Source organism: Streptomyces sp. NPDC015345, from assembly GCF_043078805.1.
GTDB lineage: Bacteria > Actinomycetota > Actinomycetes > Streptomycetales > Streptomycetaceae > Streptomyces.
In genome coordinates this window covers 617059-639611 of sequence record NZ_JBIBTX010000006.1, presented here as the reverse complement: position 1 = coordinate 639611, position 22553 = coordinate 617059, and the positions used below count along the sequence as shown (strand labels likewise).

General features: G+C 69.2%; 15 protein-coding genes, 4 pseudogenes and 2 riboswitches. Of the genes and pseudogenes, 9 read left to right on the top strand and 10 right to left on the bottom strand.

The window, feature by feature from the left end:
- Positions 1 to 247: 247 nt before the first annotated feature.
- A pseudogene (locus ACF062_RS26880) lies at positions 248 to 2981 on the bottom strand (RHS repeat-associated core domain-containing protein); the annotation flags it as partial.
- Between the two features lie 306 nt (positions 2982 to 3287).
- On the bottom strand, positions 3288 to 3656 hold the full coding sequence (locus ACF062_RS26875; protein ID WP_392141964.1) for a hypothetical protein: 369 nt from the start codon (positions 3654 to 3656) through the stop codon (positions 3288 to 3290).
- Between the two features lie 1638 nt (positions 3657 to 5294).
- On the opposite strand from ACF062_RS26875, the gene ACF062_RS26870 reads away from it, so the two are divergent.
- From ACF062_RS26870 to ACF062_RS26860, 3 genes are all read left to right on the top strand, one after another.
- Positions 5295 to 6263 carry a hypothetical protein gene (locus tag ACF062_RS26870; RefSeq protein WP_392141963.1) on the top strand — a complete coding sequence of 323 codons (969 nt, stop codon included), beginning with the start codon at positions 5295 to 5297 and terminating at the stop codon, positions 6261 to 6263.
- 110 nt (positions 6264 to 6373) lie between these two features.
- The gene (locus ACF062_RS26865; protein WP_392141961.1) at positions 6374 to 7900 is read left to right on the top strand and encodes an amino acid permease; all 1527 of its coding nucleotides are present in this window, start codon (positions 6374 to 6376) and stop codon (positions 7898 to 7900) included.
- Between the two features lie 80 nt (positions 7901 to 7980).
- Positions 7981 to 8781 (top strand): GNAT family N-acetyltransferase, encoded by an 801-nt coding sequence (locus tag ACF062_RS26860; RefSeq protein WP_392141959.1) that lies wholly within the window; start codon positions 7981 to 7983, stop codon positions 8779 to 8781.
- 69 nt (positions 8782 to 8850) lie between these two features.
- Here ACF062_RS26860 and ACF062_RS26855 read toward each other — a convergent pair.
- The 6 genes and pseudogenes from ACF062_RS26855 to ACF062_RS26830 form a co-directional block, all read right to left on the bottom strand.
- Positions 8851 to 9431, bottom strand: a pseudogene (locus tag ACF062_RS26855) (IS5 family transposase); the annotation flags it as partial.
- Positions 9432 to 9530: 99 nt separating this feature from the next.
- Complete coding sequence (locus tag ACF062_RS26850) at positions 9531 to 9743, bottom strand: hypothetical protein (RefSeq protein ID WP_392141957.1); 213 nt, start codon at positions 9741 to 9743, stop codon at positions 9531 to 9533.
- Positions 9744 to 9799: 56 nt separating this feature from the next.
- Positions 9800 to 10051 carry a hypothetical protein gene (locus ACF062_RS26845; protein WP_392141955.1) on the bottom strand — a complete coding sequence of 84 codons (252 nt, stop codon included), beginning with the start codon at positions 10049 to 10051 and terminating at the stop codon, positions 9800 to 9802.
- A gap of 341 nt (positions 10052 to 10392) precedes the next feature.
- The gene (locus tag ACF062_RS26840; RefSeq protein ID WP_392141954.1) at positions 10393 to 11427 is read right to left on the bottom strand and encodes a sporulation protein; all 1035 of its coding nucleotides are present in this window, start codon (positions 11425 to 11427) and stop codon (positions 10393 to 10395) included.
- A gap of 426 nt (positions 11428 to 11853) precedes the next feature.
- Complete coding sequence (locus ACF062_RS26835) at positions 11854 to 13032, bottom strand: GDSL-type esterase/lipase family protein (protein WP_392141952.1); 1179 nt, start codon at positions 13030 to 13032, stop codon at positions 11854 to 11856.
- Positions 13033 to 13106: 74 nt separating this feature from the next.
- Positions 13107 to 13679 carry a TetR/AcrR family transcriptional regulator gene (locus ACF062_RS26830; protein ID WP_392141950.1) on the bottom strand — a complete coding sequence of 191 codons (573 nt, stop codon included), beginning with the start codon at positions 13677 to 13679 and terminating at the stop codon, positions 13107 to 13109.
- 126 nt (positions 13680 to 13805) lie between these two features.
- On the opposite strand from ACF062_RS26830, the pseudogene ACF062_RS26825 reads away from it, so the two are divergent.
- From ACF062_RS26825 to ACF062_RS26815, 3 genes and pseudogenes are all read left to right on the top strand, one after another.
- Positions 13806 to 14157: pseudogene (locus ACF062_RS26825) on the top strand (transposase); the annotation flags it as partial.
- A gap of 244 nt (positions 14158 to 14401) precedes the next feature.
- Positions 14402 to 14554, top strand: a riboswitch (cobalamin riboswitch).
- A 185-nt stretch (positions 14555 to 14739) separates the two neighbouring features.
- Positions 14740 to 17058 (top strand): 5-methyltetrahydropteroyltriglutamate--homocysteine S-methyltransferase, encoded by a 2319-nt coding sequence (gene metE / locus ACF062_RS26820; protein ID WP_392141948.1) that lies wholly within the window; start codon positions 14740 to 14742, stop codon positions 17056 to 17058.
- Positions 17059 to 17138: 80 nt separating this feature from the next.
- The gene (locus ACF062_RS26815; RefSeq protein ID WP_392141946.1) at positions 17139 to 17723 is read left to right on the top strand and encodes a GNAT family N-acetyltransferase; all 585 of its coding nucleotides are present in this window, start codon (positions 17139 to 17141) and stop codon (positions 17721 to 17723) included.
- Positions 17724 to 17743: 20 nt separating this feature from the next.
- Here ACF062_RS26815 and ACF062_RS26810 read toward each other — a convergent pair.
- Positions 17744 to 17887, bottom strand: a pseudogene (locus ACF062_RS26810) ((2Fe-2S) ferredoxin domain-containing protein); the annotation flags it as partial.
- Between the two features lie 73 nt (positions 17888 to 17960).
- A complete protein-coding gene (locus ACF062_RS26805; protein WP_392141944.1) occupies positions 17961 to 18947 on the bottom strand; it encodes a ferric reductase-like transmembrane domain-containing protein in 987 nt (328 codons plus the stop codon).
- 273 nt (positions 18948 to 19220) lie between these two features.
- A riboswitch (cobalamin riboswitch) is annotated at positions 19221 to 19379 on the top strand.
- 178 nt (positions 19380 to 19557) lie between these two features.
- Here ACF062_RS26805 and ACF062_RS26800 point away from each other — a divergent pair.
- The 3 genes from ACF062_RS26800 to ACF062_RS26790 are packed head-to-tail and all read left to right on the top strand — an operon-like array spanning position 19558 to position 22534.
- The gene (locus ACF062_RS26800; protein ID WP_392141942.1) at positions 19558 to 20268 is read left to right on the top strand and encodes a hypothetical protein; all 711 of its coding nucleotides are present in this window, start codon (positions 19558 to 19560) and stop codon (positions 20266 to 20268) included.
- Positions 20265 to 21287, top strand: coding sequence for a cysteine synthase family protein (locus tag ACF062_RS26795; protein ID WP_392141940.1), 1023 nt, complete (start codon positions 20265 to 20267; stop codon positions 21285 to 21287). Before ACF062_RS26800 ends, ACF062_RS26795 begins: the two co-directional genes overlap by 4 nt.
- Positions 21284 to 22534 (top strand): ATP-grasp domain-containing protein, encoded by a 1251-nt coding sequence (locus ACF062_RS26790; protein WP_392141938.1) that lies wholly within the window; start codon positions 21284 to 21286, stop codon positions 22532 to 22534. Before ACF062_RS26795 ends, ACF062_RS26790 begins: the two co-directional genes overlap by 4 nt.
- Positions 22535 to 22553 lie beyond the last annotated feature (19 nt).

Sequence of the window (22553 nt, the reverse complement as noted above, 5' to 3'; positions counted from 1 at the left end):
TGTATCGGTGTCGTTGGGCACTCGGGTACGTTGGCGCACCGGGAGCCCGTTGTCGGGCAGCTCGCACCCTGGTGTCAGGGTTTACTTTCTCTTGCGAGCCTGCGTGATCCCGAAGATGATGAAGGCCGATACGGCAATCCCTACCAACAGCCAGAGAGGAATACCGTCCAGCCCCTTATACGCCAGCTCGGACGAATCAGCGAAGGACAGCATCATTTCTCCCTGGTCGGTTCGAGTTTCCCGCGGGTCAGTCGGTGGCGTCTTCGTACGCTGAGCCGGCGGCCTCGCCGACGGCCATGCCACCGACAGCACAGGGGATGGCTCCTGCTCCGCCGGTCAGGTATGTACAGCCTGCGGTGAAGGCTTTGTCCGCACGAAGCTGATTGCCGTTCCAGCGGCTGCTTTGTAGTCACCGGTCGCCAACTGCCCGACGAATTCCCCGGCGGCGATAGCGTCACCGGCTTTCCCCACTGTGTCCATCACTCCGTCGAGGCTGAGCGTTCCGCCCGGGTCGATGCGGGTGACCGGGTCGCCTTCGGCGTAGAGGTAGGGGTTCTGTTCCTGGCCGGAGGGGTCGGGGCTGTTGAAGCGGCCGATGTTGGGGTCGTAGTAGCGGGCCGAGAAGTGGTACAGGCCGGTCGGGTCCTGGTAGCCGCCGGCGAACCGGTAGGGCTGGGTGGTCTTCTCGCTGCTGGCCGCGCGCGTGACGCCGCGGGGGCTGTAGGAGTAGTCGTTGACCTTGGTTCCGGACTCGTCCGTGACCGCGACGACGGAGCCGAGCGCGTCGGTGAGGTAGAAGTACGTCTTCCCGTCCCGGGGCATGGAGTTGAGTGTGCCCCCGGGTTCACGGTTGAAGCCGGTGTCTTGCCCGGCAGTTGAGGTGGCCGACAGGCCCAGCGGCCCGTTATGGAACCAGGTGTCGTCGAGCTTGATCCGCTCGCTCTGGTCGGTGGAACCGTACTGGCCGGCATAGGTTGTGCCGCCCACCGTCAGTGAGGTGAACTGGCTGTGATCCGACCACTTCTCGCCCGTGCGAGTGCCGTCCGGTGTGGAGGCTCCCGCGGTCTCGTTTCCCTCGGCGTCGTAGGACCAGTTCGTGGAAGAGCCGTTCTTGGCGGTGATCTGCTGGGCGTCGTTGATGCTGTAGGTGGTGCCGCGCGGGCAGCCCTTCTCGGTGCCCTGGCTGGTGAGGTTGCCGGCCAGGTCGTAGCAGTACTGCCAGGAGGAGTTGAGCGTGGTGCCCTTGTTCTCCGCCGCGTAGGAGAAGCAGCCCGCGCCGTCGTAGGTGTAGCTGGTCTTCGTACCCGCGACGTCGTCGGTCAGGGTGCGGATCTTGTCGCCGTCGGTGGCGGCGTCGGTGCCATAGCCGTAGGTGTAGGCGAGGTCGACCAGGGTGCCTTTGGCGGACTTGGCCGTGATCTTCTTCGGGCGGCTGGAGTTGTCGACGTCGACGGTCTGCACGGTGCCGCCGGGGTAGGCGGTCTCGGTGCGGACCTCGTTGTTGTTGTACTTGTACGTGGTGACCTTGCCCGCCGGGTCCCTCAGCTCCTTGAGCTTGTTGACCTCGTTCCAGGTGTAGTCGGTCTTCCCGGCCGGGTCCTGGTAGTAGTCGACGTTGCCCGCGGGCGTGTAGGTGAGCAGGGTCTGCGAGCCGTCCTGGAGCGTGCGGATGGTCTCGCGTTGCAGTGGGTCGAACTGGTAGATGATGGTGCCGGTGGATCGTCGCGGTGGCGCAGGTTGCCGTCGCCGTCGTACCAGTAGCGGACCGTGTCGTTCGTGGTGAAGACGGTCTTGATCCGGTCGAGGTTGTCGTAGGTAAAGACCTTCTTGATGCCCCGGCCGTCGGTGACGGTCTCGGTGCGGCCGAGACTGTCGTACGTGAAGGTGGTCTCCCCCAGCGGCTTGGGCGGGACGGCCTTGGTGAGGTTGCCCTTGCTGTCGTAGGTGAGGGACGTCTTGACCGTCTTCGTCGCCGACATCTTCGTCTCGGCCGCACACCGCCGGCCCTCGAACCCGCCGCAGTCGGGGGTGGCCGGGTTGTAGGTGTACGAGACGCTGCCGCCGCCGGTGCCGGTCTGCGCGACCGACTTCGTGTTGCCGGCCGTGTCGTAGGTGAAGGCGGTCTTCTCGCCGTCCGCGTTCGTGGCCTCCTTCGGCACATCCGCCGGCGACGGTTCGCCAGCTGGCCACGCCCTTGCCGCCGGTCGGGGACTTCACGGACTCCAGGTTGTTGCGGATGTTGAAGCCGTAGTCCGTCACATTGCCGCCGGTGGTGCCGGTGCCCATCGCGTCGGTGGCTGCGGTGACCTGGCCGTCGCCGTCGTGCTGGTGCTTCGTCGCGTGCTTCTCGGGATCGGTGACGGTGGTCGTGCCCGCTGCCGTGGGCGAGTCCGCGCTGTAGGTGTAGGTCCAGGTGGGGCCGGTGTGGCCGGATCCGTTGAGCTCGGTGGCCCGCAGCATGGAGGTGACGCGGTTGGCATCGTCGTAGGTGAAGACGGTGACCCGCCCCTCCGCCGTGGCGATCTTTGTCAGGCGGTCGGAGGTGTCGTAGCCGAAGGTGGTGGTCTTGCCTTCGGCGTCAGTGGTCTTGTGGAGGTTGCCGTCAGGGTCGAGGTCGAAGACGGCGGTGCGGCCGGAGTTGTCCTTGGCCTGCCACTGCGAGGCGTCGGTCTTGAGCAGGTCGATCCAGCGGCCCGAGCGGGTCTCGGTGAGCTTGAAGCCCTTGTGCTCGCCGCCCTCGTCGTGCTGGGTGACGGTGATGGTGCCCTTGTTCTTGTCCGTGACCTTGGTCAGCGTGCCGTGCTGGTTGTAGGTGTCCTTGGAGTGCGACTTCCAGTTGGTGACGGTGTAGGTGCCGTCGGCGTTCTTCTTCAGCTCCTTGAGTAACCCTTGGGCGTGGTGAAGGTGCCGTCCGCGGCCTTCTTGAAGCGCAGGGTGTCGCCGGAGGCGTCGTACAGGACCACCTCGTCGTTGAGGACCTGGAGGTTCCAGCCTGTGCTGGCAAAAGGGTTCAAGTGCCCCGCCTCGGGTCAGGGTCAGGCCGGGTCGGCCACGCGTCCGCCCCCACCAGGTCCGCGCCGCCCCCGCGCCGAGCTCGCCGTCCGCTCCGAGGCCACTGTCCTCGTCACCGCCATCAACGAATGGCGAGGTCACCCGCCAAGCCAATACAACGCCCGCCGTCACCAGACCGGAGCGCAAACTGCAGCTCCACCGGACCGACATATCGATAACTCCGCCCCCGCCCAGTCACATCAGCCAAGCTGGACCACTTCCGACACACGCGGGAGTCAGCCGGTGTGGGCCCACGACCAGAACGCAAAGCCGGTGGCGGCCGGGCAAGCCACGACGCCCGCCAGGAACAGGCGGCTTGCCCATGACAGACGGCGGACGCCGGGGGCGAACACCAGGGCGGTCAAGGCCGCGGCAGCACCGGCGACGATCGCCGCGTACTGCAGGACAAAGGCGCCGGCTTCCGCGCCCTCCGCCGCACCCCAGAGCGCGGCCAAACCCACGAGCAACGTGATCCAGGCCAGCGATGCCAAAGTGAGCGCCCAGAGCACGCCCACCGCCACGACGAGACCCGCGCGCCCGGAGCGCCCGGAGCGCGGTGTGGGCTGCGCAGGGCCGTACAAGCGTGCGTAGGTACCGGGGTTCATCGTCGATCCCTTCCGTCGTCGGTATGCACGATCCTCGCTCCGCCGGCCCCGCCATGGCATGGGCGCGGATACTCATCCGCACCGTGGCTCGTACGCAGTTGACGCAACCGACTCCCGACGCCTTGATCGACCACGTACGGCACAGCCATCGCCATCGACGGCCTTCAGCTCCGCCGCCTCGTCGCCTCGCCGTCTCGTCGCCTCGTCGCCTCGTCGCCTGGAACAGGGCTCTCGCCCCCTCCACAAAGTAGGCCTTACGTTAATGGCGCGCGTTGTCGAGCCAATCGCGCGGTTGGGCTGCCCAGGAGTGCGGGGGTGGCTTTCAACTGGCTGTAGTCCGTGGCCGCTTGGCCGCCGGTGCCCCAGGACGACCCGGCCGCAGTTTCGGGGGGGCGTGAGTCTGAACCCGGCCCGAACCACCTGAAGCCCAGATCTCGGCGCATTTTCACCCACGATGACCTCTGCTCACAGTCAGTGACCACCGTACCGAACTGGCCGAATGAGTCCGCGCCTTGAAGGCCCGTCACCGGCGCACCCCTGCACGCTGGAACGCAGCGCCTTTCACGCCACCTACGCGCCGCCATGTGTCGCAACTCCCCTATCGCGTAGGCCACTTGCCCGCTCCGTAGGCAACTCGCTCATGCGCAATCTCGCTACCCACCCGGCGACACCCCGCAGTTGAGGACGTGTTGTCCGGCCGGTCTCAGCGGGTCCGGGACGGATTGGGCGCGCTCGGCGTGGGCGCGGGGCCGCGGGGGCGCGGAGTGGTCGGTGAGGGGGCGGTCGCGCGTTCCCACGTCGGACCGTACGGCTGGTTCGTCTCGGGTGCTCAACCGTCCGCCCCGCACCCCAAAGATCCGTCCGCACACCAGAGGTCCGCCCGCCTCCGCTCAGGGCAGCGGACCTGTATCCCGTGCCCGTGAGTACGTGGCTCCGAGCGTCCCAGTCCCCGCGGCGGCGTGCCGTCCAAGTCGCTGCGGGCGACCGGTCTGATCACGGATGGCGACGCCCTCTTCCCGCATGGCCGAAACCTGCGTCTGAACCGCCGAACAATCTTGGATTCTCTGGTCACGCGCCTCTCCAGGCACTTAAGTACCTGTCATGCACTCGCTACCGGCTACGGGCGGGAGCCGTCGGCCGGGATATGCGCCACGGTCGGTTTTGCGCTGCTCGTCGGCCTACACCGCTGTATCTCGTCGGCCTACACCGCTGCATTTGGCATGACCCGCTGTTCTTCGCATGACCCCGCTGTTTTCCGCCCACCCCGCTCTTCTCCGCATGACCGTGCCACCCCGTCCCGACTGCCCCGAGAGTCCTTCTGACTATGCCCGCCAGTGCACACCGGTCGCTGTCATGCTCGCATCGCCCGGCGAGCCGCAGCGCTCAGGGAGGCAGCGGTCGGCACGCGACCCCGCGTAGAGCAAGCCTCGCGCAGCCGGGCCGCGCGCTGCGCCACCGGGTCGCGCCCGAGGACGCCGCCCCTGCTGCCTGTCGGGCGCAGGAATGCCGACTGAAGGCGCACGACGTGCCACTGCGGGCACCGCACGAGCCCGCCGGGCCAGGGGGGCGCTGATGGAGACTTCCGCCCCGGCCGGCGGGGTGAACCCGGCCGGTCGAGACACGGACCTCTCTGCGGCAGTGCAGGACATTCAGGCGGGCTACTGGCTGCGGATGCGGCAGGTGCTGGCCCGGACGGGCAACTGGCCGCAGTGGACATCCCGTACGCAGGTGCTGGGAGTTGTCGCGGCTCAGGCCAACGTCGTGGAGTTGTGGCTGAAAGAGGAACCGGAGAGCCTCGCTGCCCGGGTGATGTACGCCAGGGTCGCCACCGAACGAGTGCTGCAGGCCCACCGGAAGAACTGGGCGCGCGACTACCGGAAGGCGGGGGACCTGGACAAGCTGGTGGCCCGGGCCCGGGACGCGTGCCACAAGGCGAGTGAGGGCAATCCGCATGACTCGGTGCCCTGGATATGCCGCCTGGCCCTGGCCGAAACGGACATCGCAGGACGCTACCCGGAGCACCAGGTGGCTCCCCCGCCCCATGAGTATCTGCTGCCCGGCGGGCCGTGGGGCCTGCTCTCCGAAGTGCACCGACGAGATCCGTTCAACCGCGAAGCATGGCACCGCATGTCCCAGGCGCTCCAGGCCCGCCCAGGCCCGGCGGGGCGGCAGGCCGTCGCGACGGATTTCGCCCGCTGGGCGGCCTCCTTCGCACCGCCCGACTCGCCACTGCTTCTGCTGCCCCTCTACGCCCGTGTACAGGAGCACCGGGAGCGACGGGACAACGGCGCCGAGGTCATGCTGAACCTGCTGTGGACCAAGGAGGACATCACCCGGGCGGTCACGCAGGCGTTCGAGGGCTGGTTCCGGAAGCGCGAGCCCGCCACCAGTTCCCAGCTGGATCTGAACTACCTCGCCTACGCCTTGGCGAGAGGCGGCTTCGCTCAGTGGGCCACCGAGGTGTTCGACGCCATCGGCGACTTCGCCACCCCCGCCCCGTGGCATTACGACGCCCGGTACCCGCAGGACCAGTGGCGGAAGGCATTCGAGGAGGACCGTGTCGCCTGCCTGAGATCCCACCTGCGGCATACGGGAGAACACCCATGACCGCCGACCCGGCCCACCCCGTCAGGTCGACGGCCCGGTAACCACCTGCCGCCCCTCATGTCACCCGTGTCCCCCATGTCAGCTCGTCAGCTTTCCCGTGCGGAGAACCAATGACTTCGGTAAGAACACCGCGCCAGCAGCCGAACCCGGTCGACAACGACGAGGAGGACGCGCGCCTCCTCCAGTCGCTGGGTTACACCCAGCAACTGCACCGCCGTATGGGGGCTTTCGGCAATTTCTCGGCCTCCCTGTCGGTCATCTCGATCATGTCGGGGACCTTGCTGCTGTTCGGCTACGGCCTCAACTCGGGAGGCCCCGCGGTGATCACGTGGGGCTGGCTCGCCGTCGGGCCGCTGGTGTTGTGCCTGGCCGCTTCCCTGGCGGAGATCACCTCCCGCTACCCCACCAGCGGCGGCCTGTACTACATGGCCCGTCAACTCGGAGGCGAGCGCTGGAGCTGGTACACCGGCTGGCTCAACCTCCTGGGCCTGCTCGGCGGAATCGCCGCCCAGGACTACGGCATAGCGACGTTCACCGCGGCGTGGATGAACCTGCAATTCGGTTACACGCCGTCCCCGGGCTCCCTGCTGGCCCTGTACGCGGTCATCCTCGCCCTGCACGCGATCCTGAACCTCTTCGGCACCCGGCTGATGAACATCCTGACGTCCTTGAGCGCGTGGTGGCATCTGGCAGGGGCCGTCGTCATCATCGGCTCCCTGACGCTCGTGCCCTCCCACCACCAGTCGGCCGGCTTCGTCTTCTCCGAGTTCACCAACAACACCGGTTGGAGCGCCCCGGTGTACGTGATTCTGCTGGGCATGCTGCTGCCGGTCTTCGCCCTGGCCGGCTATGACACCTCGGCCCACTTGAGCGAGGAGACCAACCACGCCTCCGTCGCCGCGGCCCGCGGCGTCTTCCGCTCGGTGGCGGTGTCCTGGATCGCCGGCGGCATCCTGCTGACCACGCTGCTGTTCGCCGTCCAGGACTACACCACGACGCTGGACAGTCCGACCGGTGTACCGGTGGCGCAGATCCTTCTGGAGGCGCTGGGCATGGCCGCGGCCAAGGCCCTGCTACTGGTGATCATCGTGGCCCAGTTCCTGTGCGGATACACCGTGACCGCCAGCGCCAGCCGGATGATCTACGCCTTCTCGCGGGACGGCGCCCTGCCCGGATCGGCGCGCTGGAAGAAGGTCAGCCGCCGCACCGCCATCCCCGCCAACGCGGTCTGGCTCGCGGTCGCCGTGGCCTTCGTGCTCGCACTGCCTTCCTTGTACTCCAACACGGCGTTCTCCGCGGTGACCGCCATCTCGGTCGTGGGGTTCACCTCGGCCTACGCCATCCCGGTGCTGCTGCGACTGCTGCACCGTGATCGATTCACCCCCGGACCCTGGCACTTGGGCCGCTGGAGCCGGCCCATCGGCTGGGTGGCGGTGGTGTGGGCGGCTGCGGTCACGGTGCTGTTCCTGCTGCCGCAGAGCAGCCCGATCACCGCCACCACCTTCAACTACACCCCCGTCGCCGTAGTGGTGGCCTTCCTCATCGCCGCCCTGTGGCGGCGCTTCGGGCGCAGCTCCTACCACGTGCCCCGATCCCACTCCCCAGCCGAGGACAATCGGTTCGAAGGCATCATCTGATGACGACGACACGACCTCAACGCCCGCAACAACCTCAACAATCCCAACAACATCAGACCTCAACGATCCCGGGGAGTACGGTGACTGGCCTGACGGAGTCCATCGAATCGGCAGAGCAACTCACCGTGGCCTGGCGCGCCATGGTGCTCGACCGCGATGCGGACGCGGATGTACGTGACCTCCCCGGCATCGCCGTCCGCTGGGCCGACTGCCGATTCTCGTTCTACAACTGCATCACCCTGACCGAGCCAGGAGCAGGAGCGGATCTCGTCGCCCAGCGTCTGGGCCAAGCGGCGGACATCATGCGCGGGAAGAAGCACCCGGGCTTCCTGTGGCTCTTCGAGGGCCTGCTCGACGACGAGGCCCGCGCCGCGCTGGCCACGGCGGCCGACCAGGCCGGCCTGCAGTACGCCTTCCCCGGCAGGGGCATGGCCGGAGACCTGCTGCCCGTCCCCGACCCGGTCCACCCCGACCTGACCTTCGTGCGTGTGCGCACCGACGAGCACTTGCGGTCCTATGCGGACCTTCAATCGCGCGCCTACGGGTTCCCCTTGGAGGAAGGCCGCGACGGCCTGGTCGGGTCCGCGCACTGGAAGAGCGAGGTGTACGCGTACCTGGGCATGCGAGGCGACGTTCCGGTGGCGTGCGCCGCGACGGTCGAAGTGCAGGGCCGTCTCTTCGTGGCCTTCGTCGCCACCGACCCGCAGTGGCAGCGCAGGGGCTACGGCGAGGCAGTCACGCGCAAGGCACTGTACGAGGGTGCCCGGGCCACCGGGCTGACCCGCGCCACTTTGCATGCGACCGTCGCCGGGGCCCCCGTATACCCGCGTATCGGCTTCACGCCGAACACCCCCATCCACTTCTACATCTTGAAGGAGTGAGCCCATGCCGCCGCAGCGGGCAACTCCGAGCACTTCCGGCACAGGACCTAACTGTCCCCAACAAAGCCGTTGGACGTGGCGGTAGGTGATCAGGCAGACGGCGAGGCCGAGGAATGCTTCGTGGATGTCGTCGCGTCTTTCCCAGCGGATGCGTAGGTGGCGGAAGCCGTGGAGCCAGGCGATGGTGCGCTCGACGACGTAGCGGAAGGTACCCAGGCCGGTGCCGCCAGGCCGGATGCCGCGCTGCCACAGCTGGCGCCGGTAGATGTCGTGGTCGTAGGCGCGGTCGGCCGGCAGCGCATCCGGGCGCCGACGCGGTCTGCCGACTCGGCCCGCGACGGCCGGGATCTTGTCGAGCAAGGGCAGCAGCTGGGTGACGTCATTGCGGTTTTTGCCGGTCAGCGACACTGCGAGCGGGATGCCCTGGCCGTCGACGATGAGGTGGTGCTTGCTGCCCGGCCGTGCGCGGTCGACCGGGCTGGGCCCGCTCTTGGGCCCCTGCGGGCGGCCCGCACGTGGGAGGAGTCGATCACCGCCCGCTCCCAGTCCAGCTGGGTCTTCGACCGCAGCCTCTCCAGCAACGGCACATGCGGCTGTTCCCAGACGCCGGCCTCTTTCAAGGCCGCCAGGCGACGCCAGCAGGTCATGCCAGGTCATGGGGTCGGTCGCAGGGCTCGCCGGGTTGATGTCCTTCGCCGCGCTGCTGTTCACGCTCGTTCTTCTGGTCGCGGTCGTCGCCTAGCGGTCGGTCACGCAGCTTCGTAGCAGTGCGCATGCCCACCCCGCCACGTCACCCACGCCGGATCGTCGAGCAGCTGCTCCGCGTCCGGCATCCCGGCCCGGCGCAGGAACTCCGCGACGTCGCGATCCGAGTGCGCCAGGCCAAGGATGTGCCCACGCGCGGTAACCCGCCGGCCGCCAGTGCGGGAAGGCGGATGGACGACTATCGGAGCGCTCGCCATGCCCCCAGGGTGCAGTGCCAGCCCGGCGGCAGCATGTCGATCACGCCACGACATTCTCAGCCGGTGAGCTGCGGGGGTGTCGCGATAGAGCGGATCGCAACGGACAGCCCCGTCGCGATACCGCCGGCACCCACCAGGAGCGCCGCAGCCGCGATCCAGTATCCGAGGCTCCGACCGCTACTCAAGGCCACGGCCGCACCGATGACGCCGCCGACGGGCAATCCCATCAGCGGCCTCCAGTCCAGCCAGCGTATAACGAGCGCGAAGCCAGGGGTGAGAACGATGGCACTGATGAACAGCACCACCATGTACATGCCCGAGTTTGGGGCAGCGGGACACCCTCGCCCCTTTGAACACGGGGGTGCATCCATGAAGCCAGAGATCGCCCACGCCAGGCCCACTGTGCCGACCAAGAAACTCACCGAGACCGCGCCCTTTAAGAACATCGACGAATCTTATGTAGCGGCATCCTGGTCGCGACAGTCCTCTACTCCAGTACGCCGAGCGGCGTGTCCGGTCGGCACTGCGGGCACGGGGCGACGCCATCCGCGAGCGCGACACTCGTGTCCTCCACTGGCCGAGAGACCGACATGTGGTGCCGGTCCCGCCGTAGCGGGCGGGACCGGCACCACCTAGAGAGCGCACGCAGTCACGCGGCGACGCCGAGTTCTTTGCGGGTGCCGTGGATGAACTCGCGGACGGCTGGCTGAGGCCGCCAGGGGGCGATGGCGGCATTGAGCTCGCGGACGTAGTCCTTCGCCCGGCTCGACTGGACGCGGGCGAGGATGTCGACGCTGCGGTTGCCGAGCTCGAGGCCGTGGTCGAGGTCACGGGCCTGCAGGTGGGCGGTCCCGACGATGGCGAGCCGCATACCGACGGAACGAGTGAACGCGCCGGTCGGCATGGCGGCGGCCTGCTGATTCCAGGCCAGGGCCATCTTCGGGCTCTTCAGGTCGCGGAAGATCTCGGCGGCGTCCGCTGAGAGGCGGGCGTGGTGATACAAGTCGATCCACGCAGGCTCGTCGCCGCTGTCGTCCTTCGCCTGGTCCAGCAGGTCCTCGGAGGTCTTCAGGGCCTTCGAGGCGGCCCGGGGGTCGTTCTCGCGGGCATGAGCTCGGGCCTCGATGAGCTTGGTGAACGCCAGGACGCGGGGGACGGCTTGGCCCTTCGCGCGGTTGAAGGCGCCCTGGGCCATGTCCACATCCTCGGATCCAAACCCGCGCATCAGGGCCTGCATCGCCATCGTGGTCAGGACATAGCAGCCCAGCTGCACGTCCCCGCCGGCGCGGGCGAGGCGGAGGGCCTGGATGAAGTGCCGCTGGGCGGCATCGTGCTGGCCGACGTCGAAGGCCGTCCACCCAGCCAGGCGCGGCAACTCGGCGGTCACGCTGAAGAGTTCGCGGCCGATCACCTCGGAGAAGGAGCCCTGCAGAAGCGGTCCTGCCCGGTGGTCGAGGCAGTCGGTGACGGAGTTGGCCTTCCAGTTCCCGCCGCCGTATTTGGAGTCCCACCGCCTCGCGTCGTCGGCGGCCTCGCGTAGTTCGTCGAGGTCGGCCCGCCCTACCTGGCCGCCACCACGGTGGTCGGCGACCCCGTCGGTGGGGTTGACGAGCCATCTGGTGACGGGGGTGGTGAAGGCGGAGACGGCGAAGCCAGATCCGGCCAGAAAGTCGCGGCGGTTCACGGAACTCCAGAACGCAGTGGGGACGCGCACGGCGTCGGCGGGGTCTCGCGGGAAATCCAACCCCGCATCCGCGTCGATTGTCTCCGCCTCGCCCATACCGATCTCGCCCAACGTGACGGCCGGCCGAGCCTCTCACCGATGGCTTGCGACAACAGCTTCGGGACCGGCCACTTGGGCGTCATCCCCCGCCTGCACCAGTTCACCACGGAAGTATGTGAATAGTCGGTCTCTTTCCCGGCGGCATGGGCGACCAGCTCACCGTCCGGGAGATCCGCCACCGGCTCGCCCGCGCGATCTGCCACGGCGGCGCCAGATCCGCCAGGCGTACCGCGAGGGCCCATGTGTGACCGAGTCCTGTTCGCCTACGAAGTGGTGCGGTACAGGGCAGCCAGCCATCACGCCCCCTGCCGGCCGCGGGTATACGGGTCACCCAGTTGTGACGGCGAAGGGCCCGTTGTCTGCGAAGACGCGCTTGGCGAAGTTCTCGCCGATGCGGCGGTGGCCTTCGGGGCTGGGGTGGATCGCGTCCGGCAGGGGGAACTCGTCGTGGTCGCTCTCGCCGTAGAGGTCAAGTCCGTTGAGGTAGTGGAGGTTGGGGTCTTCGGTGGACCGCTGCTTGACGATGTCGGCCAGGACGTCGCGGACGATCGTGAGCGTCAGCCGTCCGGCGGCGGTCTCGGCCGGATCGCCGGTGGCCTTGAACTTCAGGGTTCCATCGGAGAGGTCCGGCATGAGAGGTCCGGGGGTGTTCTCGTGGGTCGGACACAGGACAGGGGAGACCAGGAGCAGGGGGGTTGTGGGGTGGCCCTCGCGGATGGTGTCGAGGAAACCGTGGATGGCGGGGGCGAAGGCGCGCAGGCGCATGGCGTCGCTGTTGACGACGTTGATACCGAGCTTGAGGCTGATCAGGTCCGCGGGGGTGTCGCGGATCGCGCGGGCGGTGAACGGGTCGACCAGTGCGCTGCCACCAAATCCAAGGTTGATCAGCTCCACATCGCCTGCGGAGGCGGCCAGGGCGGGCCAGATGGTGCTGGGGAAGACGGCGTTGGATCCGTGGCTGATGGAGCTGCCGTGATGCAGCCACACCCGGCGCCCGGTCTTCGGGGCCGGCTCGACGGGGGCGTCGGTGCGCAGGGCGATGACCTCGGTGATCTCCGCGTGCGGGAGCCAGATCTCGATGTCCTTCTCGCCGACGGGGAGGTCGGTGAAGTGGGCGGTGCCGACGGGGCCCGGGGTGAATTCCGCGGTCTGGGTCCGCATGTCGGTGACGGTGCGCAGATTCCCGCCGTCCACAGTGGCCTGGGCGGTGAGGCGGCCGTCGACCAAGAGGTCGTAGACGCCGTCCGGCGGAGGCGGGAAGCCCCGGTAGGCGCGTTTGGTCGGCAGGGTGTCCAGGTGGATGGTGGTGGCGCTGGTACGGAACGCCAGCCGGACACCGGAGGGCTGGACCTCGGCCACGGCAAGCAGGTCGTCGGGGATCTGGCGGCGCGCCCAGGCGGGCAGCCTGTGCGGTAGCAGGCCGTGGGCGGTTTCTTCCACGTCGAGGTGTCCGCGCAGGAAGTCGGCGGTGAGGGGGGTGGTGATCAGGTTCTGTTCGATGCTCATTGCCTCAAAGCCTTCTCATTCAGGGGTGGGTGCCTGGGCCGGCATGGGTAAGCCGGCCCAGGTGACGCAGCCGGTCAGGGGGTGGTGGTCCGGCTCCGCAACGCGGCGTCGAGGCAGTCCAGGGCCCAGGCCCAGGACTGCTGCGCGGCGATGTCGGTGTGGTCGAAGGCACCGGCTGCCTCCAGGGAGGCGTAGCCGTGGAAGACACTGCCCAGCATGCGGACCGCGTGCGTCTGGTCCGGCTCGGCCAGGTCGTAGCCGCGCAGGATCGCCCGTGTCATCTGCGCGTGCCGGACGCCGGCGCTGGCCGCGGCGGTCTGCGGGTCGAGCCGGTACCGCGCTGCTTCATACCGGCCGGGGTGCACCCGGGCGTAGTCCCGGTAGGCGTTCGCGAAGGCCGTTAGGGCGTCCTTGCCCGCGCGTCCGGCCACGGCGTCGCCGACCCGGTCGGCGAGTTCCTCCAGCGCGAACAGCGCAATCCGGGTCTTGAGCTCGTGGGAGTTCTTCACATGCGCGTACAGGCTCGCCGGCTTCACGTCGAAACGCCGGGCGAGCGCGGACAGGGTCACCTGATCGAAACCGACCTCATCGGCGAGTTCCGCTCCAGCGAGCGTCAGCCGCTCCGGGTTCAGTCCTGCCCGAACCATAACCATCACCTACCTCAGGTATGCCTATGGCCAATATAGATACACCTACAAGCTGTAGGCAAATGTTGTACCTCTTTAGACGTCGGCCAGCACACCGCCCTGTGGCTCCTTGAGGTTCACGGAAAGATCGTCGAGTGGGTCTGGTGCTGCGCGTATCCAAGTGATCTGACGGATGCCCGCTGGGAGCTGATCGAGCCGGTGCTGTCCGCCTGGCGCTTCGAACGTCACGGCCGCGCCCTGGACTTCGGCCGCCGCCACGGCATGAGCTGCGCGAGATCATGAACGCGATCCTCCATGTGGACCGCACCGGCTGCCAGTGGGTCTGTCCCCCACACGACTTCCCGCCGCACCAGAGCGTCTACGGCTACTTCGCCAAGTGGCAGAAGGACGGCGTCTCGCCCAGCCCAACGGCCTGCTACGCGAACTGGTCCGCCAGCAGGAGGGCAGGAACCGCCACCCGTCCGCTACGGACGTCGACCGCGGCAGGGAGCTGGGCTGTGCTCACCCGATGAGGCCGCTGCGGCGAGAATCCGGCGCTCCACGCGGAAGGGGCGGGAGGCGAAGTGACGCCTCCCGCCCCTTCGGCTCGCCCTCGCCCCCTGACAGCCGAGGTGTCTCATTTTCACGATCCGGATCGTGGACAACAGCCACCACGCCCTGGACGGTGCCCTTAAGGTGGCGCGTGCAGCTGGTTCGCCCCGTCCGCCAGGCGGGAGGCGTCGTAAGAGGGAACCCGGTGGGAATCCGGGACTGCCCCGCAGCGGTGAGCGGGAACGACCGCCGTCATACGCACTGGGTCCGAGTACCTGACCCGGGAAGCGACGGCCAGTAGGTGCCCTCCCCCAAGGAGGACGTGCCCGCGAGTCCGAAGACCTGCCCGTTGCCCGCACGCGGACGATTCCGCGCGCGGATATTCCGGTGACCTCGAGGGCGGGTCGGCGAACACAACCAGGCGGACGACCGCGCCGCGCCGCGCGCTCGCCCCTGGCGGTCTTTCGCCCCTTCGCGCTCTCGTCCCGTCCCCGGGATCTCAGGGATTCATCTCGCGAAGGAGATCTCCGTGACCACGAAGTCAGCAGCCACGGCAGCGCGGGCCACCGTGTACGGCTACCCCCGTCAAGGGCAGAAGCGGGAGCTCAAGAAGGCGATCGAGGGGTACTGGAAGGGCCGCGTCACCGCCGACGCCCTCCACTCCACCGCCGCCGAACTGCGCCGAACCCACTGGCAGCACCTCTCCGGCGCCGGCCTCCACGAGGTGCCGACCGGCGACTTCTCGTACTACGACCACGTCCTCGACACCACCGTCATGGTCGGCGCCGTTCCCGAGCGCCACCGCGCCGCCGTCGAGGCGGACGCCCTCGACGGGTACTTCGCGATGGCGCGGGGCACCCAGGACGTGGCGCCGCTGGAGATGACCAAGTGGTTCGACACCAACTACCACTACCTGGTGCCCGAGCTCGGCCCCGACACCGTCTTCACGGCTGACGCGCGCAAGCAGGTCGCGGAACTCAAGGAAGCCCTCGCTCTCGGGCTCAGCGCACGGCCGGTGCTCGTCGGTCCCGTCACCTACCTCCTGCTCGCCAAGCCGGCCCCGGGCGTGGCCGCGGACTTCGACCCGCTCACCCTGCTGGACCGGCTGCTGCCGGTGTACACCGAGGTGCTGGCCGACCTGCGGGCCGCCGGGGCGGAATGGGTCCAGCTCGACGAGCCGACGCTGGTCCAGGACCGTACCCCCGCCGAACTGAACGCGGCCACCCGCGCCTACCGCGACCTCGGCGGTCTCGCCGACCGGCCGAAGCTGCTCGTCGCCACCTACTTCGACCGCCTCGGCGAGGCACTGCCCGTCCTCGCCAAGGCACCCGTCGAAGGACTGGCGCTCGACTTCACCGGCCCCGCCGCCGCCAACCTGGAAGCGCTGGCCGCCGCCGGCGGTCTCCCCGGCAAGCGGCTCGTCGCCGGCGTGGTCGACGGGCGCAACATCTGGAGCAACGACCTGGAGAAGTCCCTGTCCACGCTCGGCACTCTGCTCGGCCTCGCCGACCGCGTCGACGTCTCCGCCTCCTGCTCCCTCCTCCACGTGCCGCTCGACGCGGCGGCCGAGAAGGACATCGACCCGCACATCCTGCGCTGGCTCGCCTTCGCCCGGCAGAAGACGGCGGAGATCGTCACCCTGGCCGCGGGCCTGTCCCAGGGCACCGATGCCATCACCGGCCGCCTCACTGCCAACCGGGCCGTCCTCGCCTCCCGGGCCAACTCCCCCATCACCCGCGACCCCGCCGTCCGCTCCCGCGCCGCCGCGGTGTCCGACGCGGACGCCCGCCGGTCCCAGCCGTACGCCGGACGGGCCGCCGCCCAGCGGTCCCGCCTCGGCCTGCCGCTCCTGCCGACCACCACCATCGGGTCCTTCCCGCAGACCACCGAACTGCGCGCTGCCCGCGCCGACTTGCGTGCTGCTGTGATCGACGCGGCCGGCTACGAGGAGCGAATCAAGGCGGAGATCCAAGAAGTGATCTCGTACCAGGAGAAGGCTGGCCTCGACGTCCTCGTCCACGGCGAGCCCGAACGCAACGACATGGTCCAGTACTTCGCCGAACAGCTCACCGGCTACCTCGCCACGCAGCACGGCTGGGTCCAGTCGTACGGAACCCGCTACGTCCGGCCGCCGATCCTCGCCGGCGACATCTCCCGCCCCGAGGCGATGACGGTGCGCTGGACGACGTACGCCCAGTCCCTGACCTCCAGGCCCGTCAAGGGCATGCTCACCGGGCCCGTCACCATGCTCGCCTGGTCCTTCGTCCGCGACGACCAGCCGCTCGGTGAGACCGCCCGCCAAGTCGCCCTCGCCCTGCGCGACGAGGTGGCCGACCTGGAGGCGGCGGGCACGGCCGTCATCCAGGTCGACGAGCCCGCCCTGCGGGAAACGCTGCCGCTCCGCGCCGCCGACCACCCGGCCTACCTCGCCTGGGCGACGGAGGCGTTCCGTCTCACGACCGGTGGCGTACGCCCGGACACCCAGATCCACACCCACATGTGCTACGCCGAGTTCGGCGACATCGTCCAGGCCATCGACGACCTCGACGCCGACGTCATCAGCCTGGAGGCCGCCCGCTCCCACATGCAGGTCGCCCACGAGCTCGCCTCGCACGGCTACCCCCGCGAGGCCGGCCCCGGTGTCTGGGACATCCACTCGCCGCGCGTCCCCTCCGCCGAGGAGGCGGCCGCGCTGCTCAGGACCGGCCTTGAGGCCATCCCCGCCGACCGCCTGTGGGTCAACCCGGACTGCGGCCTGAAGACACGGGCCTGGCCGGAGACCCGCGCATCGCTGGAGAACCTGGTCGCCGCCGCACGCGCCGTCCGTGGTGAGCTGTCTGGCTCCTGACATACCCCCTGCATCACCTCGGAGTCCTTATTGCACACTGGTTGCAATAAGGACTCTGTTGCAAGAAGGAGGAGGATCTCGTGAACTCCCCGCTGGTTCCCGTCGTGCAGGTGTTGCGCGGCGGCGATGTCCTCGCCCACACCGACGCCCTACGATCGGTCTACGTCGACGCCTTCAGCGCGCCGCCATGGAACGAGGACGAGGCGAAGGCCTCCGAGTTCACCGAGCGCCTCCACCATGACGCGCGGCGCCCCGGTTTCACCGCCGCGCTGGCCCTCGCCGGCCGGGACGTGCTCGGCTTCGCCAGCGGGTGGACCACTCTCCCGCCCTTCCCCACGGACCGCTGCTATCCGCAGGCCGCCGCGGGTCTCGGTGCTCGGCGGACGAACGACTGGCTGTGCGACGCCTTCGAGGTGGACGAACTCGCCGTACGGCCCGGCGCGCACGGCAGCGGGCTCGCCGGAAACCTACTGGCGGCGGTCACCGAGGGCGCCCCCGAGGGCCGCTCCTGGCTGCTCACCTCGGTCCAGGCACCACAGGCCATGGCCTTCTACCGCCGCCAGGGCTGGGTCCAGGCCACCCATCCCTCCCCCGGCGGCAAGGGCATCGTCGTCTTCATCGGCCCGCGCCATCCCGCCCGCGGGCTCGCCCCGCTGCCTCTCTGACCCGCAGCGCTGTCCGCCGTTCACGGAGCCGTGCGGCGGCGCGGTGGGGCAAAGGCGGACAGGTCCAGGATCTCCGGTCGGGGAGCGACGCCGGGGCCGCCTGCCCGTACCCAGGCGGTGATGTCCTCCGTCGCGGCCGGGTCGTTGACCAGGCCGAGCCACAGTCATGAGACCAACCGGTCACCCATATGCGGGCGGTCGTGCTCGCGGGCCGCACCAGACCGGCAGCGCCGTGGATCACTCGGGCTCGTGAGCGTGCGGGCTCGTCGAGGCCGGCTCGGCCGGCCGTTCCCGGCCCCCGTCATGGCCGGACGCCACCACGATGAGCAGACCCACCACCACCGCCCCGGCGGCTACCCGTCCGGCGGCACGCACAGCCCGGCCCAGCAGTGAGACGCCCTCGCGGCGTCTCAGTGGGCCCAGTTGCTCGGACCGCCGGGCGGGCCGCAGCAGGCGCAGCAACAGCAAGGCGGCGACGGGGAGTTGCAGTAGCCACAGAACGGTGCGCGGCCACTCGCCGTACCAGACGTTGGTGCCGTACAACAGGGTGTGCCACACGCTCAGCACGTACACGACGATCACGAAACGGTGCAATCGCCGCCAGGTGTTCGCGCCGATGCGGTGCCGAACGTAGAACAGCAGCCCGAGCGGGACGGCCAGGTAGAGGGCCCCCTGGCCGATGGGGATGGCGATCTGGCCGGTGCCGGAGTCGTACCAGCCGGGCACGAACGTGTCCGCGAATCCCGCCCACAGCCGTTCGGCCCAAGCCAGCCGGGCCTCGTAGCGTACGAGTTCGGCCGCGAACATCAGCGCGTGGGCGAACATCAGGGCCATCGCGGTCAGGCTCGTGGTGCGGTGCCAGCGTTCCAGGACCTGCCGGGAGACCGGTGGCCGGGCGGGGCGTGGCCCGGACAGCAGCAGACCGAGCATGACCGTGCCCCAGGCCCACAGCAGGCCCGACCAGCCGAATGCCTGGCTGAGCAGGTACATCCAGTACGTGGCCGGGTCGTCCATGAACGGCATGACCGCGACCGTCGCCGAGTCACCCGACTCCATGCGCACGTACAGGAACGCGAAGACGGCCACCGTCACCAGGACCGCGGCACCCGCGTCGGGCAGCGCGGCCCGCAGATCGGCGCGCAGGGAGACGCGGTCAGCCGGACGCCGGTCGCGAGAGGGCGGCTCGATCGCGCCGTCGTCTCCCGGCGTCATTTCTCGCAGCATCCTGAGCCTTCCGGGGCGCGGGACACCGACGGGCGGTGTGCAGTGTCATGGGAGAACCAAGTGTGGCCCAGGTGACCGAAGTTACGGAGTCCACATCCGGCCAGAGCATCTTCTGCGGACGATTGGCTGCCATGGATTCGGATGCCGTCCCGTGTACCGTCACATTCGGACAACCGGGGGTGTGCCCCTGCCGCGGTGGCGTGAGCCGCCCTACGCTGATGCGCGCAGTCGGTTCGCGCCTCCTGTCCGACCGGGCACTCGGCGGCGCGACGCAAGAGGGAACCCGGTGGAAATCCGGGACTGTCCCGCAGCGGTGAGTGGGAACGAAAGCCGTCAACAGCACTGGGCCCATGTCTGAATGGGGCCGGGGAAGCGATGGCCGGTAGGTGCCCGCCGGATCTCCGGTGAGCCGGCCCACGAGTCCGAAGACCTGCCACTGCGCCCGCGCCTGACACGCGGGTTGTGCACGGTGACCTCGAGGACTGGGTTGGCGGTACGGACGGCTGTGCGGCGTTTGCTGCGCCACGCCTCCTTCCCGTCCTCATTCGGGGATTCGGGACCAGGAGGAGCACATGTCCGTGACCACGCGAGCTCCCGTCATCCGTGCCAGATGCCGGTCGGCCTGCCCTTCGGCGGACCGGACGGGACGATGCTGACACCCGCCCGGGAGTCCGGCGAGACGCGGCAGCAGCCGGGACGCACCGTGTCCGGCGTCTGCCACGGCACCCTGGGCGAGCTCTGTCAGGGCCCGCTGCGGACGGCGACTTCCACCGCCGACATCGTGGCGACACCACGCTGTCTGTTCCGGCTCTTCGCCCTGCCGTACGACACGGGCGTGGTGCTCGGAATCCTGACGGGGATCGAGCGGGCCGACGGTGTCTTTCTCGGCGAGTTCGCGCTGTACCTCAGCGGCCGACACCGTGTGATCCGGCGGCTGGGCACGGACATCGGCTTCCACACCGCATACATCACCGGGCCCGGGACGGTGGACACCACCACCGTCACCGACCTTCTCCTTGAGCAATACCGGCGGCACGGGGAGGAGTACGAGCGCTGCCGGACGGATCCGTTCAAAGGCTTCGCCTCCGGCCACTCGGCCAGCGCCGCCCTGTCGCAGAACGTGCTGCCCAAGGCGACGTTCGACAGCATGCTCGCCCACCGCGAGCGGTTCGTCGCCGACGGCACCTTCGTCGCCCACACGGGCTGCCTGATCGGCTGCCTCTTCCCCAACCGCCCCGGCTCCGACGTCGAGTCGGACCTGTCCGCCTACCTCCACTCGCTCGGCCACCAGTGTTCCTTCGCCCAAGGAGGTTACGGGTGATTCACCCCCACATCGCCGATGCCCTGAAAATCCCCGACCTCGTCCGGCTCACCGACGGTCTCGTCCTGATCCGGTTCGAGTCGATGAAGATCTACTCGGCGCTCGCCGCCGTCCGCCACCTCCTGGAGCGGGGCACGGTCCGCCCGGGACAGACCCTGATCGACAGCTCCAGCGGCATCTACGCCTACGCCCTGGCACTGGCCTGCCACCGCTACGACATGCGCTGCCACATCGTCGCGTCCACCACCGTCGATACCACCACGCGCGCCCAGCTGGAGATTCTCGGCGCCACCGTGGAACAGGTCAGGCCCTCGGAGAACCTGCAGCTGGACCAGGAGTTACGCGTGCGGCGCGTGCGGGAGATCCTGGCCGAACACCCGGGCTGCCACTGGATGCGCCAATACCACGACGACATCCACTACCTCGGCTACCACGAGGTCGCCGACCGGATCACGACCGCGTTTCCCCAGGCCGCGCTGACCGTCGTGGGAGGCGTGGGCTCCGGGGCCTCGACGGGCGGCCTCGTGGAGCGCCTGCGCGCCACGGACCCCTCGGTGAGGCTGGTCGGCGTGCAGCCCTTCGGGAGCGTCACCTTCGGCAGCCAGGACCACCAGGACCCCGAGGCGATCATCGCCGGCATCGGGTCGTCGATCGTCTTCGACAACGTCCGCCACCACCTCTACGACGCCCTCCACTGGCTGGACTTCACCCACGCCATGTCCGGCACGATCGCCCTGCTGCGCGAGCACGCCGTCTTCGCGGGGCTGTCCACCGGCGCGGGATACCTGGCAGCCACGCACGAGGCGCGCCGCCACCCCGACCGGCTGCACCTGGTGATCGGCGCCGACACCGGACACCGCTACGCCGAGCGCGTCTTCGCCCGGCACGCGGAGGCCCTGGACCCCGCCGCCTTGAAACCCGTCGAAGTATCCGGACCCGAGGAGATGACGATGCCTTGGTCCACGATGTCCTGGCGACGCGCTGTCTGCCCGGCGGACTGGAAGGAGCGAGCGGCATGAGCGTCGTCTGCCTGGAGTCCCTCACCTTCGGAATCGGACATCTGGTAAGCGCCGCCGACGCGTTCGGCGAGCGACTGGTACTGCTCACCCGCGACCCGTCGTACTACACCTACGAGCTGGAGCGGCTTTCGCCGGATGCCCTCGACGTCGTGGAGGTCGACACCTTCGACGTGGAACACGTGGCGGACCTGCTGCACCGGACTCCCGGGCTGCGCGGTCTGATCAGCTCCACCGACACCTGGACGCTCGTCGGCGCCGAACTCTCGGAACGGCTGGGTCTGCCCGGCCTTGATCCTGCCGTCCTGCGGCTGACCCGGGACAAGGCGGCCGTACGCAACCGGCTGTACGAGGCCGGGCTGACGCGCGGACGAGCGGTGGGCGTCACGGAACACGGGGAGGAGTTGGTGCTCAAGGAGGTCGGTCTGCCCGCCGTCCTGAAGGACACGGCGGGCACCGGAAGTCAGAACGTCTGGCTGGTCCGCGACGAGCCGGAACTGGTGGCGGCCCTGGACGAGGCGACCGGGCGGGAGCTGAAGGGACGGCTGTTCGCGGAGCCGTACTTCAGCGGACCGGTATACAGCGCCGAGACCCTCACCTGGGCGGGCCGGACCCGGCTGCTGGGCGTCTCCAGCCGGCTCATGTCACCGGAGCCGTACTTCCGGGAGGAGATCACCGCGTTCCCCGTGGCCTTCCCAGAGGCGCGGCGGCACATCCTGGAGCGATGGCTCGATGAGGTGCTGGCGGCGATCGGCTACACCGACCGCTTCGCGCACGTGGAGTTCGTCCTGACCACCGGCGGCCCGGAGGTCGTCGAGATCAACCCCCGGATCGGTGGCGCCCTGGTCGGCGAGGGCATGTGCCGGGCGCTGGGTGTCAACGTGTACGAGGCGATGATCGAGACGGCGCTGGGCCGCCGTCCCCGGCTGATGGACGCGGACCTGCCCGGCGGTCCGGCCGTCGCCTTCGTGCTGGGCTACCCGGCCGCGCCCGGGGTGTTCACCGGCGTCGCCGGGCTGGACCGGCTGGCGGACATGCCGGGGTCTCCGGCCTGGTACCCGGTCACCTCTGTCGGCGACCCTATCGAACACCTGGCCGACAGCCGCGGTTACGCGGGCATCGTCTGCGCGGAGGCCGAGACCGCCGAACTGGCCACGCACCACGCGGTGGCCGCCGCCAACGCCGTACGGGTGCTCACCGAGCCGCTTCCGCCGACCGACGCCCCCGACCGCGAGGCGTCCGGTGGGTGAACGCGTATCAGGCGGGGAA

What these genes read in the sequence shown, in the direction of transcription:
- ACF062_RS26875 (WP_392141964.1), bottom strand. Translation starts at nt 3,656, where the DNA reads ATGAACCCCGGTACCTACGCACGCTTGTACGGCCCTGCGCAGCCCACA.
- ACF062_RS26865 (WP_392141961.1), top strand. Translation starts at nt 6,374, where the DNA reads ATGACTTCGGTAAGAACACCGCGCCAGCAGCCGAACCCGGTCGACAAC.
- ACF062_RS26850 (WP_392141957.1), bottom strand. Translation starts at nt 9,743, where the DNA reads ATGGCGAGCGCTCCGATAGTCGTCCATCCGCCTTCCCGCACTGGCGGC.
- ACF062_RS26845 (WP_392141955.1), bottom strand. Translation starts at nt 10,051, where the DNA reads ATGGTGGTGCTGTTCATCAGTGCCATCGTTCTCACCCCTGGCTTCGCG.
- ACF062_RS26835 (WP_392141952.1), bottom strand. Translation starts at nt 13,032, where the DNA reads ATGAGCATCGAACAGAACCTGATCACCACCCCCCTCACCGCCGACTTC.
- ACF062_RS26830 (WP_392141950.1), bottom strand. Translation starts at nt 13,679, where the DNA reads ATGGTTCGGGCAGGACTGAACCCGGAGCGGCTGACGCTCGCTGGAGCG.
- ACF062_RS26805 (WP_392141944.1), bottom strand. Translation starts at nt 18,947, where the DNA reads ATGCTGCGAGAAATGACGCCGGGAGACGACGGCGCGATCGAGCCGCCC.
- ACF062_RS26800 (WP_392141942.1), top strand. Translation starts at nt 19,558, where the DNA reads ATGCCGGTCGGCCTGCCCTTCGGCGGACCGGACGGGACGATGCTGACA.
- ACF062_RS26790 (WP_392141938.1), top strand. Translation starts at nt 21,284, where the DNA reads ATGAGCGTCGTCTGCCTGGAGTCCCTCACCTTCGGAATCGGACATCTG.